14 protein-coding genes are annotated in these 17343 nt (G+C 68.9%); 9 read left to right on the plus strand and 5 right to left on the minus strand.

The features are described 5' to 3' along the window. Positions 1–41 precede the first annotated feature (41 nt). On the plus strand, positions 42–1499 hold the full coding sequence (locus tag ACGFH6_RS25360) for a sulfatase-like hydrolase/transferase (protein WP_393388377.1): 1458 nt from the start codon (positions 42–44) through the stop codon (positions 1497–1499). 90 nt (positions 1500–1589) lie between these two features. Continuing rightward, on the plus strand, positions 1590–2390 hold the full coding sequence (locus ACGFH6_RS25365; RefSeq protein WP_393388379.1) for an IclR family transcriptional regulator: 801 nt from the start codon (positions 1590–1592) through the stop codon (positions 2388–2390). On the opposite strand, the gene ACGFH6_RS25370 is transcribed toward ACGFH6_RS25365, so the two are convergent. Genes ACGFH6_RS25370 through ACGFH6_RS25385 form a run of 4 tightly spaced genes read right to left on the minus strand, consistent with a single transcriptional unit; the run spans position 2326 to position 5763 of the window. Continuing rightward, positions 2326–2970 carry a DUF624 domain-containing protein gene (locus ACGFH6_RS25370; RefSeq protein WP_393388382.1) on the minus strand — a complete coding sequence of 215 codons (645 nt, stop codon included), beginning with the start codon at positions 2968–2970 and terminating at the stop codon, positions 2326–2328. The genes ACGFH6_RS25365 and ACGFH6_RS25370 overlap by 65 nt on opposite strands. A 5-nt stretch (positions 2971–2975) precedes the next feature. Continuing rightward, positions 2976–3719, minus strand: a complete 744-nt coding sequence (locus ACGFH6_RS25375; RefSeq protein ID WP_393388385.1) for an SDR family NAD(P)-dependent oxidoreductase — start codon at positions 3717–3719, stop codon at positions 2976–2978. Further along, positions 3716–4846: a mandelate racemase/muconate lactonizing enzyme family protein gene (locus ACGFH6_RS25380; RefSeq protein WP_393388386.1), complete on the minus strand. Its 1131-nt coding sequence runs from the start codon at positions 4844–4846 to the stop codon at positions 3716–3718. Before ACGFH6_RS25380 ends, ACGFH6_RS25375 begins: the two co-directional genes overlap by 4 nt. After that, positions 4846–5763 (minus strand): dihydrodipicolinate synthase family protein, encoded by a 918-nt coding sequence (locus tag ACGFH6_RS25385; protein ID WP_393388389.1) that lies wholly within the window; start codon positions 5761–5763, stop codon positions 4846–4848. The genes ACGFH6_RS25380 and ACGFH6_RS25385 overlap by 1 nt, the downstream gene beginning before the upstream one ends. Before the next feature lie 121 nt (positions 5764–5884). Here ACGFH6_RS25385 and ACGFH6_RS25390 point away from each other — a divergent pair, with 121 nt between their 5' ends. The 6 genes from ACGFH6_RS25390 to ACGFH6_RS25415 are packed head-to-tail and all read left to right on the plus strand — an operon-like array spanning position 5885 to position 11948. After that, entirely contained in the window at positions 5885–6700 is an 816-nt protein-coding gene (locus ACGFH6_RS25390; protein WP_393388392.1) for an IclR family transcriptional regulator, read from the plus strand. Continuing rightward, positions 6697–8145, plus strand: coding sequence for an ABC transporter substrate-binding protein (locus ACGFH6_RS25395; RefSeq protein WP_393388395.1), 1449 nt, complete (start codon positions 6697–6699; stop codon positions 8143–8145). Before ACGFH6_RS25390 ends, ACGFH6_RS25395 begins: the two co-directional genes overlap by 4 nt. Before the next feature lie 4 nt (positions 8146–8149). Next, the gene (locus ACGFH6_RS25400; RefSeq protein WP_393388398.1) at positions 8150–9133 is read left to right on the plus strand and encodes a carbohydrate ABC transporter permease; all 984 of its coding nucleotides are present in this window, start codon (positions 8150–8152) and stop codon (positions 9131–9133) included. Continuing rightward, a complete protein-coding gene (locus ACGFH6_RS25405; protein WP_393388400.1) occupies positions 9130–9969 on the plus strand; it encodes a carbohydrate ABC transporter permease in 840 nt (279 codons plus the stop codon). Before ACGFH6_RS25400 ends, ACGFH6_RS25405 begins: the two co-directional genes overlap by 4 nt. Further along, positions 9953–10816 (plus strand): SMP-30/gluconolactonase/LRE family protein, encoded by an 864-nt coding sequence (locus ACGFH6_RS25410; RefSeq protein ID WP_393388403.1) that lies wholly within the window; start codon positions 9953–9955, stop codon positions 10814–10816. The genes ACGFH6_RS25405 and ACGFH6_RS25410 overlap by 17 nt, the downstream gene beginning before the upstream one ends. 4 nt (positions 10817–10820) lie before the next feature. Next, complete coding sequence (locus tag ACGFH6_RS25415; protein ID WP_393388406.1) at positions 10821–11948, plus strand: mandelate racemase/muconate lactonizing enzyme family protein; 1128 nt, start codon at positions 10821–10823, stop codon at positions 11946–11948. 39 nt (positions 11949–11987) lie between these two features. On the opposite strand, the gene ACGFH6_RS25420 is transcribed toward ACGFH6_RS25415, so the two are convergent. Beyond that, entirely contained in the window at positions 11988–15929 is a 3942-nt protein-coding gene (locus tag ACGFH6_RS25420) for an NEW3 domain-containing protein (RefSeq protein WP_393388409.1), read from the minus strand. Between the two features lie 122 nt (positions 15930–16051). Here ACGFH6_RS25420 and ACGFH6_RS25425 point away from each other — a divergent pair, with 122 nt between their 5' ends. Next, the gene (locus ACGFH6_RS25425; RefSeq protein WP_393388412.1) at positions 16052–17341 is read left to right on the plus strand and encodes a hypothetical protein; all 1290 of its coding nucleotides are present in this window, start codon (positions 16052–16054) and stop codon (positions 17339–17341) included. The last annotated feature ends 2 nt before the right edge of the window (positions 17342–17343 follow it).

The following is a 17343-nucleotide window of genomic DNA, read 5'->3' on the forward strand; positions in this document are numbered from 1 at the left end:
CAACGCTCGAGTTCATTTCGAATCGCAGGAGCCATCAAGTCATGAGCTTTTCCAGTACCGGGACCGGCCGGCCGAACGTCCTGCTGATCTGTACGGACCAGCAGCGTTACGACACGATCGGGGCCTACGGCAACGAGCATGTGCGGACGCCGAACCTTGACCGGCTGGCCGCTGACGGTGTCCTGTTCGAGAACTGCTACGTCCAGAACCCGGTCTGCTCGCCGTCGCGCGCGTCGCTGATGACCTCGAGGTACCCGCACGCCCATGGTCTGTGGGCCAACGGCGTCCAGCTGCCCGATCACGAGCAGTTCTTCACCAAGGCGCTCGCGGACGACGGCTACGACTGCGGACTCGTCGGCAAGCTGCACCTGTCGGCCTGCAAGGGCGGCCGGCTGGAGCCGCGGCACGACGACGGGTTCCGCGTATTCCGGTGGGCGCACGATCCGTACCCGGGCTCGTCGGAGAACCAGTACCACCGCTGGCTGAAAACGGCCTTCCCGGACCTGTACGCCGAGGCGCGGACACCCGGCGGATCCGGATTCGACAATCTGCCGACCGAGGCGCACTACAGCCGGTGGATCGGCAACGAGACGATCGACTTCCTCCAGGCGTCGCGGGACCGGTCGAAGCCGTTCTGCTTCGTCGCCAACTTCTTCGACCCACACCACGGTTTCGGTGCGCCGAAGGAGTACCTCGACCGGTACCAGCCGGACGAGCTGCCGCGACCGGTGACGCGAGACGGTGAGCTGGACGGGAAGCCGCCGATCCTCACCGAGGCGTCGAAGGAGTCGTACGGCGGTCACGCGCGCGGCTACCTGTCGTACAGCGAAGACGAGCTGCAGCAGGTCAAAGCGGCGTACTGGGCGATGGTCAGCCTGGTGGACGACGAGGTCGGCCGGATCCTGGCGGCGCTCGACGAGGAAGGCCTCGCGGACAACACCATCGTGGTGTTCACCAGTGACCACGGCGAGATGCTCGGCGATCATCAGCTGATGCTGAAGGGGCCGATGATGTACGACTGCGCCGTCCGCGTCCCCCTGATCGTGCGGTGGCCGGGGCACCTGCCGGCGGGGGAGCGGCAATCCGAGCTGGTGCAGTGGATCGACCTGGCGCCGACGTTCCTGGAAGCGGCCGGCACTTCGCCACTACCCCGCGGTCAAGGCACGAGCCTGCTGCCCCTGGCTCGTGGCGAGCAGGACGCGGTCGCCCGTGGCTGGGCCCTCTGCGAGTACCGCAACAGCGGCCACCCGTACGACCCCGCCGTACACACCACGATGCTGCGCACCGGCCAATGGAAGATCGTCGTCTACCACGGCCTGCCCGCCACGGACCGCGACCGAACCGGCGAGCTCTACGACCTGGCGGCCGACCCCCACGAACTGAACAACCTCTGGGACACCCCCGACCACGCCCCCGAGCGGCTGCGACTCCAGGAAATGCTCATCGACGTACTGGTCGCCACCGAAGACCGCACCCAGCCCCGCCTGGACCACTTCTGACCTGGATTGGCCGCGGGTTGACTGGAGGAGGAGACTGGGGGGATCTACGATGCGGATGAGACAACCATATTTTAGGGAGAGGGTGAACTCGTGGCACGAGCGATCGGCCGGGAAGCCGGACCAGGGACGCAGAGTGTCGAGCGCGCGCTCTCACTGCTGTCGGAGTTCACCGAGGCGCACCCGCAACGGCGCGTCTCCGAGCTGGTCGAGGCGACCGGGCTGGGGCAGTCCACGGTCTCACGGCTGGTCGGCGCGCTGGTGGCGCTGGGCTTCCTGGCCTACGACCAGCGCAGCGGGCTGTACGGCATCGGGCCGCGGGTGATCACGCTGGCCGGCATCGGGCTGAACGAGATGCCGGTGCACCAGCAGTCCCGCCAGGTCGCGCAGAACCTGGCCGCCGATCTCGGCCTGGGTGCGAATGTGGCCGAGCGTCGCGGTTCCGAGCTGTTCTACCTCTGCCACTTCGAGGGCCGTGCGGCCGGACGTTCGTCGACCCTGGTCGGTCGCGGCGGTCCGCTGCACTCGACCGCGATGGGCAAGGCGCTGATCAGTGAGATGCCGCGGCCGGAGTGGGAGGAGCTCGTCGGCGAGAATCTGGCCCGCTACACCCCGCACACGGTGACCGACCGCGATGAGCTGGAGCGGATCCTCCGCGAGGTTCGGGAGCGCGGCTACGCGACCGAGCTGGAGGAGCTCGCTTTCGGTCGGGCCTGCCTGGCCGCTCCGATCCGGGACCGGACCGGAGCGATCGTCGCGGCTCTGTCGGTCTCCGGCCCGCTGTCGGCGATGGACCTGCCGGCGCGCGAGGAGTCACTGGCCACGCAGGTCATCGAGCAGGCGGACCAGATCTCGTCGGGGCTCGGCTATCACGCGTCGGCCGCGGTGAGCTGACCCGGCGGACGACCCACACGGCGACAGCCGCGGCCGTTGCCGGTGCGAGCACCAGCGCGCCAGGTACGACGTACCAGGCACCGGCAATCAGTACGACGAGTGCGGCGCCTCCCGCCAGCGGTACGCCGGGCCTACGCCACGTGACGTGCATCGTGAGTAGCCACACCTCCTTCACCGGGCGCTGACCGGCCGAGACGGCAACGGCCGGCAGTAGCCAGACAGTCACCAGGTAGCCGAGTACGACGACTGAAACCGGGACAGCCCAGACTGTCTGCCGGGCCGCCGCCAGGTAGAACGCCAGGACAAAGACAGTAGCCAAGGGCAACCCGAGCATCAGTTGGCCGCGGCCCAGCCACTGTCGCCAGGCCGCCCAGAAGCGCGACCAGGGGTGCACCTCGGTGTCGTCCAGATAGGCCACCGCGACCTGATGGGCCGCGAGCGTGGCCGGAGCCACTCCGGCGATCACCACACCGGCGGCGACGCCCAGCAGCCACAGCAGGGTCAGCAACGCCAACCGCAGCGGCCAATCGAGCAGGCGGTACAGCGGCCCGGCACGGCCGGTCAGCTCCACCTCAGGCATGTCGGCTACTCCTCCGAGGCCAAGCGGGCGCGTAGATCCGCGCGCCCGACTGCGGCGGGCGAGACGACTGACAGACCACCATCGACCGGAAGCACGACACCCGTGATGGCAGAGGCCTGCGGTCCGGCCAGAAACACGACCGCGTCCGCAACCTCTGACGGGAGGATCGTGCGACCGATCAGGTAGCCGGCCGCCGCGTCGGGAAGGTTGGCTCCACCAACCATTCCAGGCGCGACGGCGTTCACTCGGACACCCCGGATGCCGTAGTCGACGGCCAGTTGCCGGACCAGAGCGTCCACACCGCCCTTGGCCGCTGTGTACGCCGCTGCCCACGGAGCCGCGACCAGGGTGTTGACCGAGGAGACCGCCACGATGCCGGCCGAGTCGCTCTCGAACAAGTACGGCAAGGCCGCGCGCACCGGGAAGAAGAACGTGTCCAGCGTGTTCGACAGTGCGTCGACCCACTGCGCGTCCGAGGTCCGGTGCGCAGGCAGGAGTGGCATCCGCCCCGCGGCGGCGACCAGTACGTCGAGGCCGCCGAACTCCGCCGCGACCTGGTCGACCACCTCGGTCGCGGTGTCCGGATGCGAGCAGTCCGCGGCCAGGTGAAGCTCGAGGCCCTCGACCTTCTCGTCCTCGAGGGAGGCTCCCGCGACCCGGTAGCCGTCCGCGACCAGCCCGGCGACGATCGCCGTACCGATCGGGGTGGTGGCGCCGATGACCAGGGCACGCCGGGCCGCGGGGCTCATGCGACACACGCCGCGCGGACGGCGTCCTCGTCGACCTCGATCCCCAGGCCCGGGCCGGTCGGTACGGCGAACCCGAGCGGACCGGGCTCGATCGGGGTGGCCAGGACCCGGTTCACCGGGCCGAACAGGGTGGGGTGGAACTCGTAGGCCAGCAGGTTCTCGACCGCGGCAGCCGCGTGGATGCTCGCGGTCAGGATGACGCCGAGTCCGGAGGAGTGATGCGGCGCCAACGGTGTGAACCAGGTGTCCGCGACAGCCGCGAGATCCACCAGTTCGGTGATGCCGGTGCGGCCCGCGTCGGGCTGCAGGATCGAGGCGGCACCGGCCTGCAACCAGGGGCGGAACTCCTGCCGGTGTCGCAGGCTCTCGCCGATCGCCACCGGCGTATCGATGCGTCGGGCAACTTCTGCGTGCCCCGCGACGTCTTCGAAGCCGACCGGCGCCTCCAGGAACCAGCCACCCAGCTGATCCACGCCGCGCCCCAACCGGATCGCGTCCGCCACGGTGTAGACACCGTGGATGTCGACGGCAACCAAGAGGTCGTCGTGCACCGACCGCAGTGCTTCTACCGTCGCGAGGTCGGCGCGTACGCCGTACCCGAGCCCGACCTTCACCTGGCGGACGCCCTCGGCCACCCAGTCCCGTGCCTGAGCGACCCGCTCGCTGTCCTTCTTGCCCGGGAGTCCGGACACGTACGTCGGTACGACGTCGCGCTGGGCGCCACCGAGCAGCTGGTGCACAGGAAGCCCGCTAATCCGGCCGGCCAGGTCCCAGAGGGCGACATCGATCGCGGCGACGGCGTCGCCTTGGTGACCGCCGAGATGGCCGCGCTCCCTCATCAGGGACCGCAGCGAGTTGACCAGTGGGCGGACCCGGGTCGGGTCGGCACCGAGAAGAGCCGGCTTGAGTAGCAGCTCGATGAGCTTGGCCGGCACCTCCGGGGAGACCGGTGCCAGCGCCTCGCCCCAGCCGACCGAGCCGTCGTCGGCGGTCAGCTTGACCAGCAGTGCCTCCCGCGAGGAGGCGTAGATGCTCGGCCACGGTGGCTTGGTGGAGTAGCTGCGCGGCGGCGAGTCCGGCCCGGACAGCACGAGCGGGAAGACCTCGACCTCGGTGATCGTCGGCATCAGGGGATCCTCGTCAGCGCGGGGGTGGCCGGAAGGCCCAGCCGGTCGAGTATCGCAGTCAGACCGGCCCGGGTGCGGCTGTCCAGGTCGCGAGCCGGAGTACGGACGAACGCGCTCTCGATCAGGCCACGCCGTACCAGGACCTCCTTGTGCACGGCCCAGGCGATCCCCGGCTGCAAACCGAACACGAGCAGCGGAAGCAGCTGCTCGAACCTGGCCCGGGCGTCGTCGTGGCGGCCGGCGTACCAGTCGGTGAAGATCGGTGCGAGCAGATCCGGCACCTCGCAGGCGGGCATCGTGCCGACCGCTCCGGCGGCCAGTTCGTCGAGCAGGAACTGCGCGTTCTGGCCACCCATCACGACGAAGCCGGGCTCGTCGATCCGGTCCACCACCGCGGCCACCTTCGACGCGGTCGGGGGAGCCTCCACCTTCACCGAGGTGACTCCGGGGAGCCTGCTCAGCTCCGCGATCTGCTGCGGCGACATCGCGACGCCGGTGGCTCCCGGCGCATCCTGCACCATCACTTCCGGGCCTACGGCACCGACCGCGGCATAGAACTCGGGCAGCTGGGCCGGACTCGGCGCCACCATGTACGGCGGTAGCACCATCACCACGTCGGCTCCGGCCGCCGCCGCCTCTGTCGCCTGCTCGACCGCCGTGACCGTCGAGGTCGCTGCGACTCCCGCCACCAGTGGCACCACACCGTGGACGATCTCCGCCACCGTCGTCGTCACGATCCGGCGTTCGGCCGTGGTGAGGGCGAAGGCCTCACTCGCCATGCCCAGTACGGCGACCGCCCGCACTCCGCCGGCGAGCTGGAATTCGGTCAGCCGGCGGAGCCCCGGCAGATCGAGGCTGCCGTCGGGCTGGAACGGCGTCGCCAGGATCGGCACCAAACCTTCAACGGTGGGCGGCATGGTCTTCCTCTCGGCGTTCAGCATTCGGCATCCGATCCATGCTTGACGAGATCCATCATGTGCGTAAGGCTGCCACATAGTGGATGAGATCGTCCATCTTTCCCAGGTCAGGAGTCGCAGGGTGGGTCAAGAGGCAGGGACGAACCAGAGCGTCGAGCGCGCCGTGGCCGTCCTGCGCGCGTTCGCGCGAACCAGCGCGCTGCGCGTCACCGAGGTCGCCAAGCTGGCCGGCCTGCGTCAGTCGACCGCGTCCCGGCTGCTCAGCACCCTCGAGCAGGCGGACTTCGTCGAGCGCGACACCGACGGCCTCTACCGCCTGGGTGCCGACCTGATCACCCTGGCCGGCGTCGCGGTGAACGGTCACCCCGTCCACCACGCCGCCCGGCAACCGGCCCAGTCCCTCGCGGCGAGCACCGGGCTCGGCGCCAACGTCGCGGTCCGCCGCGGCGACGAGGCGTTCTACCTGTGCAACTTCGAGGGCCGGCTCGCACCGCGTTCGTTCGCCCTGACCGGGCGGCGCAACCCGTTGCACGCCACGGCGCTCGGCAAGTGCCTGTTGATCAGCCTGCCATCCGCCGTACGACGTGAGCTGCTCGGCGAGCTCGAGCGCTACACGCCCCGCACCATCACCGAGCACGACGTACTGGACGCCGCGATCGACGAGGCCGTCTGGCAGGGGTACGCCACCGAGACCGAGGAACTGTCGCTCAGCAGGGCGTGCCTGGCGGCGCCGCTGCGCGACCGCACCGGTCAAGTGGTCGCCGCCCTGTCGTTGTCGGGTCCGTCGAGCGTGGTCGATCTGCCCACTCGCGAGCAGGAGCTGTCCCGCCTGCTGGTGGAGACAGCCGATGCCATCAACTCCCAGCTGGGTCATCACGGACCCACCGATCACCAGATTCCGGCGCCTGTGCGCCACGACCAACGGAGCCGATCATGAAGATCCGCCCTGCCCTCACCGTGCTCGTCGGCGCGGTGGCGCTCGCCTTGTCGGGGTGCAACCTCGTCGGCGGCAGCCCGGACGCCGGCAACGCCGCCGGCAAGGTCACCGTGACCGTTGCCCTGGTCCCCGATCCACCGGGAGCCAGTGAGTTCTACCGCCAGCAGTTCGACGAGTTCGAGAAGGCCAATCCCGGGATCGCGGTCAAGGTGCTGGAGAACCCGTCCGACCAGCAGCTGAACGCGGTCGAGCTGATGTTCCAGCAGGGCAACGCGCCCGACGTCTTCCGGGCCCAGGACGACGGCATGGACCGGATGGCCGCCCGCGGCTGGGTCGCCCCGCTGGACGAGTTCGTCACCCCGGACTTCCTGAAGCGCTTCCCGGCCGGGAGCATGGACCCGGCCACCTCGGGCCTGCACCGCGACGGCAAGCTGATGAGCCTGCCGCTGGTCTGGGGGCAGTGGTCGACCCTGCGGGTCTTCATCTACAACGAGGATCTGCTGAAGAAGTCCGGCTTCGACGGACCGCCGAAGACCTGGTCCGACCTGGAGAAGATGGCCACCAAGGTCACCGCCGACGGCAAGGGCAAGTACTTCGGTTTTGCCCCCACCGCCGCGAAGGCGGTCGGCGTCGAGATGCTGGCCGACACCGCGGTGCCGTACTCGGTGCCCGCGACCGGGATCGACTTCCGCACCGGCAAGCCCGCCACCTCCAGCCCCGGCCTGGTCGAAGCGGTCGAGCTGAATCGCCGGATGCAGGCGAACAAGGTGATGATGCCCGGCTGGGAGAGCTGGGACGGCAGCCGCGCGTTCAAGGAGTTCGCGGCCGGCCGGCTCGCGATGTACCCGTCGGCGCCGTGGCACGTGGCCGAGATCCGCAAGCTGTCGCCGGAGATCACGATGGGTGTCACCGGGATCCCGGTGCCGGACGCCGGCCGCGGCGCCTACCAGCCGATCTCGCAGTCGTTCAGCCCGCTGTGGTCGATGTCGTCGAAGTCCGGGCACAAGGCCGAGGCCTGGAAGGTGATGGACTTCCTGTCGTCGGAGGCCTTCCACAAGGCGTACTACGAGAAGTTCGGGACGCTGACCGCGCTGGAGAGCGCGTGGAAGTCCGAGGCGGAGAAGAACCCCGACCAGGCCGCGATCCTGAAGGTCGCCGCCGACGGGATGCGCCGGGTGCCGAGCCCGAAGCTGGCCACCCCGGGCGGCACCGCGGTGCTCGCCGCGCTGGCGGCCAAGCCGGACCTGAAGCACACCGACGCGGCGTTCAGCTCGATCATCAAGAACCAGCCGTTTGCACCAGCCGCGGCGAAGCTGGACCAGAACCTGCAGACCTTCCTGGACCAGACGACGGCGAGCCTGAAGGCCAAGGGCCAGCAGGGATCGGCCAAGGATCTGACCTTCGCGACCTGGGATCCCTTGAAGGACTACACGCCGGGAGGCTGACGCGATGACGACGACCGAGACCGTCGAGCGAAAGCTCGACCAGGCCCCGGTCCGGCGCGGGCGCACCGAGCGCCCGCGCCGCGGGCCGGGCCGCTTCCGCAAGCACCTGTGGAGCTACCTGTTCCTGGTGCCGACGGTGCTGCTGTTCGGCGGCTTCACGATCTGGCCGCTGATCGCCAGTTGGGTGTACGCGTTCTTCGACTGGGACGGTGTCGGTACGCCGACCTCGTGGGTCGGGCTCTCGAACTTCTCCGAGGTGCTGGGCTCGGCCGCGTTCTGGCGGGCGTTCTGGCACTCGCTGCTGTTCTCGATGGCCGCGATCTTCGTCGAGCTGCCGCTGGCGCTGGTGATGGCGATCCTGCTGAACAACACCTGGCTGCGCTTCCGCAACCTCTACCGGTTGGTGCTGTTCCTGCCTGTGGTCGCGACCACCGCGGTGATCGGGATCGTGATCGCGATCCTGCTCGACCCGGCCGGCGGCCTGGTGAACCAGGTGCTGCTGGACACCGGCCTGATCGACCAGCCGGTGAACTTCCTCGGCTCAACGTCGACCGCGCTGCCGACGCTGATGTCGATCGACGTGTGGAAGGGCTTCGGCATCACCTTGATCTATTGGCTCGCGGCGCTGCAGACGGTGCCGAAGGACCTGCAGGAGGCGGCGGCGATCGACGGCGCCGGCTTCTGGCGGTCGCTGCGGTTCGTCACCCTGCCGGTGGTGACGCCGATCGCGATCGTGATCCTGTTGCTGGTGTTCCAGCGCAGCCTGAGCACGTTCGACCTGGTCCGGGCGGTGACCGAGGGCGGGCCGGACTACGCCACCGACGTCGTACCGACCTATATCTACCGGTATGCGTTCGATCCGCAGTTGCAGGCACCGCGGTACGGGTTCGCCTCGGCGGCGGGAGTGACCTTCGGCGTGCTCACCCTGGTCGTGACGTTGCTGCAGGCACCTTTCCTCAAACGCCGGATGAGTGGGAGTGCGACATGACCGGCCGCTGGCGGGTGATTGCCAGGCGCAACATCTGGCACGTGCTGCTGGTGCCGCTGTGCCTGGTCTGGATCTATCCGTTCGTGTGGATGATCTCGGCCGCGTTCAAGACGCCCCGGGAGATGCTGCTCGGTGGGCTGTCGCTGCTGCCCGACGACGTCACGCTGGACAACTTCAAGCGGGCCTGGACGACCGCGAAGTTCGGCACCTACACCGCGAACACGATCACCTACTCGATCGCCGTGGTGATCCTGGTGCTGCTGGTCGCGTCGACCGCGGGCTACGCGCTGGCCAGGCCCGGCCTGCCCGGCAAGAAGGTGATGGTCGGCGTCCTGATCGCGACCATGTTCATCCCGCACGGCTACACGATCATCCCGACGTTCCTGCTGGTGAACGGGATCGGACTGGGCAACGGCCTGCTCGGGGCGGCGCTGGCGCAGGCCGGGCCTGCCCTCGTCGTACCCGTGCTGCTGTTCATGGGCTTCTTCAGTGGCATCCCCAAGGAGCTGGAGGAGGCGGCGCGGATGGACGGCGCGGGCTACCTGCGCACGTACTGGAAGGTGATGCTGCCGCTGGCGAAGCCGGTGGTCGGGACGGTCGCGCTGATGAACTTCATCGGTGCCTGGAACGCCTTCTTCATCCCGCTGGTCTTCACCCTCGGCAACCCGGAACTGCGCACGCTCGGCGTCGGCATGTACGGCTTCTACGGCCAGGACACGACCGACTGGACCGGTCTGGCCGCGGCCGCCTGTATCGGTGTGCTGCCGATCGTCGTGGTGTTCCTGTTCCTGCAGCGCACCTTCGTCGAAGGCATCGCCGGTGCGGTCAAGAGCTGACCGGATCTCGTCGGCGGCGTACGTGCAAGGCGAGTCGCCCCGGCTGGATCCGCGCACCGGTGAGCTGGTCTGGGTGGACATCCTGGCCGGCCGGGTTCATCGGGGACGTCTGGAGGGCGGTTCGCTCACTGTGGTCCGGGGGTACGTGATCGGCTCGCGCGTCGGCGTCGCCGTACCGCTTGAAGAGGACGGTGGCGGGTGGGCGCTCGCGGTGCAGGGCGGGTTCGCGCATCTCGGCGAGGATGGCACTGTCACGCCGCTGGTCAGCGGGCTGACGTCCGGCCAGGACCAGATGAACGACGGGTGCTGCCACCCGGACGGCAGCTTCTGGGCCGGCTCGCAGGCGATTCCCCGCGATCCGCATGCTGCCCTCTTCCGGCTCGACCCCGACGGCTCGGTCAGTACGGCGCTGTCCGGGCTGACGGTTGCCAACGGCATCGACTTCACCCCGGGCGGTGAGACCGTGTACTTCGTGGACACGCTGCCGCATCGGCGGTTGGAGGCGATCGACGTCCACGGTGCCGAGCTCGGCGAACGGCGTACGGTCGTCGAGGTGACCGGCGGCAATCCGGACGGGCTGGCGCTGGACGACGACGGATGCGTCTGGGTGGCGGTGTGGGACGCGAGCGAGGTACGGCGGTACGCGCCGACCGGTGAGCTCCTGGCGACGGTCGAGTTGCCGGTGCCGAGACCGACCGCCGTCTGCTTCCAGGGCAGCACTCTGGTGATCACCACCGCCTCGCTGGGCCTGGACGATCCGGCGCCGGGAAGCGGCTGTCTGTTCGCGGTCGATGCCGGTGTCAAGGGACCGCCGTCGCGCCCCTGGAGGGGTGCTGTGATGGGGTGAGGGTATGAAGATCGAGGAGATCGACCTGGTGGCCCTGCCGGCCGCCGACGACTGGCCGGCATTGGTGGCAGTGGTCAAGACCGACAACGGTCTGACCGGCCTCGGCGAGGTGGGGATGCGCGGCCGCGAGCGGGCCGCGGCAGGTCTGGTGGAGGACCTGCGCCCGCTGCTCGTCGGGGTCGACGCGACCAGGATCGAGCACATCTGGCAGCTGGGGTTCCGGTCGGTGTTCTTCCCCTCGGACCGCCATCACGCATCGGTGCTGGCCGGGATCGACATCGCGCTGTGGGACATCCGTGGGCAGTCGCTCGGCGTACCGGTGCACGAGCTGCTCGGCGGGCGGTCGCGGGACTACGTTCCGGCATACGCGCACGTGCGTGGCGGATCGATGGACGACGTACTCAACCATGCCTCCGATCTGGCGGGTCAGGGGTGGAAGCATCTGCGGCTGACGGCGTGGGACCCGCAGGAGCCGGAGTACGACGCGCGTCGTGCGGTGCGCTGGTCGGTCGAGCTGATGCGGGAGCTGCGGGCCGGACTCGGGGACGACGTCGAGTTGCTGATCGACGTACACACGCGGCTCGACCTGGCCGAGGCGGTGCAACTGTGCCGCGAGCTCGAGCCGTTGCGGCCGTTCTTCGTCGAGGACCCGCTGCGCAGCGAGCATCTGTCGGCGTACAAGTCGCTCCGGAGCCGGGTCGGCGTACCGATCGCGGCGGGGGAGCAGCTCTGCACGAAGTGGGAGTTCCGGCAGTTGGTCGAGGACGAGCTCATCGACCACGCCCGGATCGACCTCGGCCACACCGGCCTCACCGAAGGACGCAAGATCGCGGCCCTGTGCGAGACGCACCACGTGCAGTTGGCGCTGCACAACTCGATCGGCGCGCTCTGTACGGCGGCGTCGACCCAGTTCAACACCGCGCTGCCGAATGTGAGCGTGCAGGAGCAGGCCCACCGCGCCACAGCGCCGCTCGGTGCCTTCTCCTCCACGATCCTGGCCGAGCCGGGCCGCTTGACCGCGTCCGACGCACCGGGCCTCGGCATCACCGCTGACCTGTCCCAGGCAGTGCCGCCCGAGACAGCCACCATCCCGCGCCTCAACCGCCCGGACGGCTCCGTCACCAACTGGTGAAACTCGCCGTCAAGGGCGGGCTCTGTTCGCCCGGTTGACCTACACCGGGCGGAACAGGGCGGCGTCGACGCGGTGGAAGCCTGGTGCCTCCACCTGGAGCTGGACGTAACCGTCGGCGCCGGCGGTGAAGTCGAACGTGCCGAGTTCCCGCCAGTTGTTGGCCTGCTCCAGCTGGTTGACGATGACCCGCTCCTCGCCACCGGCGTGGTGCACCACGTAGACGGCGGCTGTGGTCGTCGTCGGGTTGGTCGGGTACCAGACCGCGACCAGATACCGTCCCGCGGTCTCGATCACCGGCCGCCAGGTCGCGGTACCGCCCAGGTGCTCCTCGATGCTGTAGCGGCTCGGCGTCTTGTTCCAGCCGCTCAGCGAGCTGTCGCCCCACCATCCGGTCTCGGCGTACCGCGGCCACGGGTCGGCGTTGTCGACGATGATGTCGGTGCTGGGGATCAGGATGTTGGCCGCTACCGACCGGCCGTCGGGCAGGCGCAGCGTCATGCGATTGGTGCTCCCAGGTGCCGCGTTGGCGGGCGCGGTGACGGTGAAGCGGACCTCCGACTCCTCCCGAGCGGCCACCTCGACGACGGTCTGGCTCGCGGAAGCCGTCCAGCCGGTGGGCTTGATGAACGACACCGTGGTCGACTGCTCGACCGGGCCGACGTTGAGTACGGTCGCCCGTACGACGACCTGCGTGCCTGCTCGCACCGGGGTGGCGGGCTCCAGCACGATCGGAGTGAGCCGCACGGGCTGCAGCACCTCGAAGTCCGCCGGCTCGAGTGCTGCCTCACCACCGGACCACAGAACCTTTCCGGTCAGAGTCACCGGCCCTGGGGTCGCGGTAGCGGGGACCGTTACGTCGATGGTCCACAGGGCAAGGGCGTTCGCCGCGACGTCGCCGTCGCTGCCGGACTGCACCACTGTGGTCCAGCCGGCCGGGACCGTCAGCTGCGCGGTAGCCCCGCTGAGGGCCTCTGCTCCGGCACGAGCTCGCAAGGTGACACGGAAGGTGTCGCCAGGAGTCGTGTCGGGACAGCTGAAGACATCCCCGGCGACTGCGACTCCGGCGGGGCAGCGGCCTGTCACAGCCGGAGCAAGCCGCAGTACGACGGGCTCCGGAGTCGTCGGCTGACCGTTCACCAGCACCTGGTAGCTGAACGCGGCAGTGAGGTCGTCCACTGCGATCGTCCACTCGTTCGGGTAGTAAGGCGCCGGGAGATCGATCGTGTTCCCGTCCCCGATCCGGTAGCGCAGCGTCGCTGGGGCGTCGTTGGCCAGCTGGACATAGGCGTCGTACGACGCGCCGTCCGGGCGGACCAGGAGCATGCCGCGCTGGACCCCGTTCGTATTGGTTTCGTCGTGTCGGTGGTCGCTCTGCCCCCGGTACGGCAGCACCGAGCGGGCGTGCGCGGGCAGCTCGACGTCGGCGCCCCGGATGACCAGTGCGGCGATGCCGTGCCCGGGGACACTGATCGTGACCCGGCCGTCCCGGATCTGGACTGTCCGCACCTCGCCGTCGCGATGCAGCTCGGCCGTGTAGCCCTTGTGCGGCAGCACTTTGCGGTCGAGCTTCAGTGTGACCGGCTGGGTGTGCGGACCGGCGTTGGTCAGGCTGAGGCAAAGGGTGCCCTCGGCAACAGCTGCGAGCCAGTCGACCTGCGGCGTACTCAGCTCGACCAGATCCCGGGGCAGGGTGAGCCACGCGTTCTGCACCCCGTAGAACGTTCCCGGCCGGTGCCCGTAGAGCGCGAACCGGAAGAAGACGTAGTTCGTCTCGAACTCAGACGGCATGCTGATCCGGCCGCCCGACCGGATCAGGTGCCGGGTCACCAGATGGTCGATGCTCATCCCGAGGTGGGCGGGGACGTGGCTGTAGAAGATCGAGCTGATCCCGGACGGACCCTGGTAGGGGAAGTCCGGCTTCAGGTGCGCGACGTCGTACTGGCGGCTGTAGTACCCGGGGTAGTTCGTGTAGCGACCCACCACCAGGTTGTGCGCCACGTCCCGCAGCAGGTCGTCGCCGGTCCGCTCGGCCAGCCGGGCCAGGAACGGCGCCCAGGCAGGGATCTGGGAGAAGCCGCCACCGGGGTTGGTGTCACCGGGCGCTGGAAACGTCTTGTACGTCGTGAGTTGCTCGAACGTCACGCCGTTCGTCGACACCACCCACGCCGGCACCGTCTCGGTCGGCACCGTGGTGCGTGGGTAGTCGTAGATGCCCGGGCTGTCCTTCCACAGGTTGGCCTGGTTCTGGATGACCGGTTGGTTCGGCACCTGGACGGTCGTGTTCGGCACCGGGCGGAGCTGCGTCTGGGTGATGAAGCGGCGCGCTTCCACGTGAGCCGCCGCGAGCAGGTCGTCGTCATCGGTGAGTTCCGCGACCAGGAAGAGCTCGGTCCAGGCCTTGCTGTAGTTGTACTGGAAGCCGTTACCCGCAACGTTCTTGACGTACGGCGGGTCCACCTCGCGCTGCACGTAGCGCCGGGCCTCGGACCGCGCCTCGGCCAGGTAGGCCGCGTTCCCGGTCAGTACGTACGCCTGCAGCGGCGTACTCATCGGCGTACGGGAGCCCTTGTTCGGGCGGGTGCGGATCGCCGTCATCGCCATCGCGAAGACGGCGCCGCTCTGTTCCTGGCCGAGCCGGTAGAGCGGCACCAGGGTGGAGGCGTCGCCCGGCGTACTGCCGAGCTTGTAGTAGGACGTCGCACCCTCGGTGATCTTGCCCTTCACCGGCGTCCAGGCGTGGTTCTCGCGCGACACGTGGAACTCCAGCAGCGGCCGGGCCCGCCGCTGGTACAGGTCCGCGTCGTCGGTGAGCAGCGCGGCGCCGAACAGCACCCCGGCCGTCGACGTGCGGATGGCCTGGTCGTGCTCGGGGTCCGCGAAGCTCTTCGCCCGCGCCCACCAGCCGCTCGGCGACGGGGTGAATCCGCCGTCGGCGCGGGCGGGTGCCTCGGTCTTGATCAGGTCGAGCAGGTTGAACACGGTCTGCGTCATCGAGGTGTCGTAGACGTTGCGGCGGTAGCGGTCGTAGCCGTACTGCTCGCGGGCGACGTGCTCGTAGGCCTGGCTCACGCTGCCGGGGCGTGCGTACAGGCCGAAGGTGAAGCGGGCAGACTGGCCGGGCTTCAGTTCGGCGCGGACCCCGGCCTGCGGCGCGTACGCCACCGCTTGGATGCCGCGTTCCTCGTTCCGCAGGCTCATCCCGAACGGCTGGTTGCCTGACAGCAGTTCACGCTCGTGCACGAACGCCAGCGACTCGGCCGCCACGAACAGCCCGCTCGTACCGCGCTCGCTCTGGAGCAGGGTCATCGGCGCCATCAGCTCCCAGGCGCTCAGCGCCTCGATGTCGTCGACCACCCGCGCGTGCTGGCGGGTGCCGCACAGCACCTCGGTGACGTCGTCGAACGTCTTGGCGTCTCCGCTCTGGTAGCCCAGAACGTACTGGCGCTCTTGTCTGGCGAGCAGCGTGGTGCGCACCAGTGGGTCCGGACCGGCCACACTCCAGCGCAGCGTGAGCCGGTGCTCGCCGGCCAGGTCGTTGCTCAGTTCAACGGTCTTGCCGTCGATCCGCCGCAGCCGGTCGAGTCGCAGCCAGTGCGGAGTCATCGAGGTGTAGTAGCCGCCCGGGTTGCCGTCGGTGCCGACCAGGACCACCCACTGCTCGTCGAACCGCTTGGCCGGGTCGTTCTGCTGGATCCAGCGGCCGTCCTGTTTGAACCACACGTCGTACACGTGGGTGCTGCCGCCGTCCCACGTCGCGAGGTGGAAGACCATCCGGTGCGTGCTGCCGGTGATGGTCGCCACCTCCCTCAGTTGGAGCCCGGGCTTGTCCAGGTCGCGCAGTGGCGCGTTGACCAGGCCCGCTGTGCCGGCCGCGCCTGGGTCGCTCGCCGCGGCCGGCAGGACACCGAGGGCGGGGGTCAGGGCCGCGCCGGTGAGCACGGCCAGGACGGTACGGCGGGAGAGCTCGGAGGGGTCGGACATGGCGGAGGTCCTTCCAGGAGTGCGCATGGTCGGCGGAAAATCCACAGTATGGGAGGCTTGCGCATTATGTGGATTACGTCAACCATGTAGTGACACGAACACCTTCTTGATGGGAGTGTCCTGTGAAAGCCCCCGCCCTCCTCCTGGCCGGTAGCCTGCTCCTGTCCGCCGCGGCCGCGACTCATCAGCCGACCGCCGAAGCCGGTACGTCCGGTGCAGCGGCTGCGACGCCGGTGCTCTCGGTCGACAGCACACTCGAGACCTTTCACGACAGCTCGACGAACCCGTGTCCGCCGGACCGCCTGAACATCGACGGCCCGGTACGCGCCTTCGAGGACCAGAACCACCTGATCCACCTGATCACCGCGATCCCGATCGGATCGGCGTACCAGTGGACGGGATCGGTGGCCGCCTTCACGGCGAACCCGCGGACCGCCGTACTGGACTGCACCCCGGTGATGGTCAGCTACGACGAGAGCGACCCGGTGACTCCGGACGAGATCGAACTCTTCGACCAGAAGACGTTCCTGGAAGGCCTCTACTTCAAGTCGCCGACGATCTACGGCTACGGACACGAGGACTACTACGCCACCCGCCTCGACCCGATCCCCAGCGGGTGCGACGACAGCACCGACCCCGACGATCACGGCAACGCCTGCTGGTACTCGGCCGTCGCGGTGTGGAAGGCGCAGGTCAGCGGCTCACACCTGACCTTCGGCAAGGTCGGTACGCCGCCGAACCACATCGCGATCTATCCGCGCGTCCAGTACCCCGGGAACGAGAACACGCCCGAGAACGGCTGGGTCGGGTACGGCGCTCCGTCGAACCTGATCCGCGGTCGCAACGCCGGCACGCTCGACGGTTACACGTACATGTTCGTCTACACCAGCGCGGGGGACGACCCGGCGCAGCAGCCCCTCGGCGTGTGCCTGTTCCGCAGCAACGACCCGACCAACCGAACCAGCTGGCGCGGCTGGAACGGCGACACGGCGAACCCGCAGTTCACTCAGGTGATGGGTAATCCGTACGAGGTCTCCACCAACACCGGGTGCAAGGTGGTCGCGCCGACGATGTTCAAGCAGCCCGTCCGGAGCGTGGTCTACCACAAGCCGTCGGGGTACTTCATCGCCTTCTACCGAGCGGCCGACGGAGTTCGCTACTCCACCTCGACCGACCTGGTGAACTGGAACGCCTCGAAGCTGTTGGTTGCCGGCGACATCAATGTCACCAACTACCAGTCGGTGGTCGACTTCGACGGCGGAGACTTCGGCGACGACAACTTCGACCGCCTGTACGACAACGGCAGGTCGTACCTGTTCCTCCGGCATCAGTTGGCCGGTGGCCACTCCAGCCTGGTTCGCCAGAAGCTCTCCGTCGACAACTACCCGGCCGACACCCCGAGCGTCGGCTGACT

It is taken from the genome of Kribbella sp. NPDC049227 (genome assembly GCF_043197265.1).
GTDB lineage: Bacteria > Actinomycetota > Actinomycetes > Propionibacteriales > Kribbellaceae > Kribbella.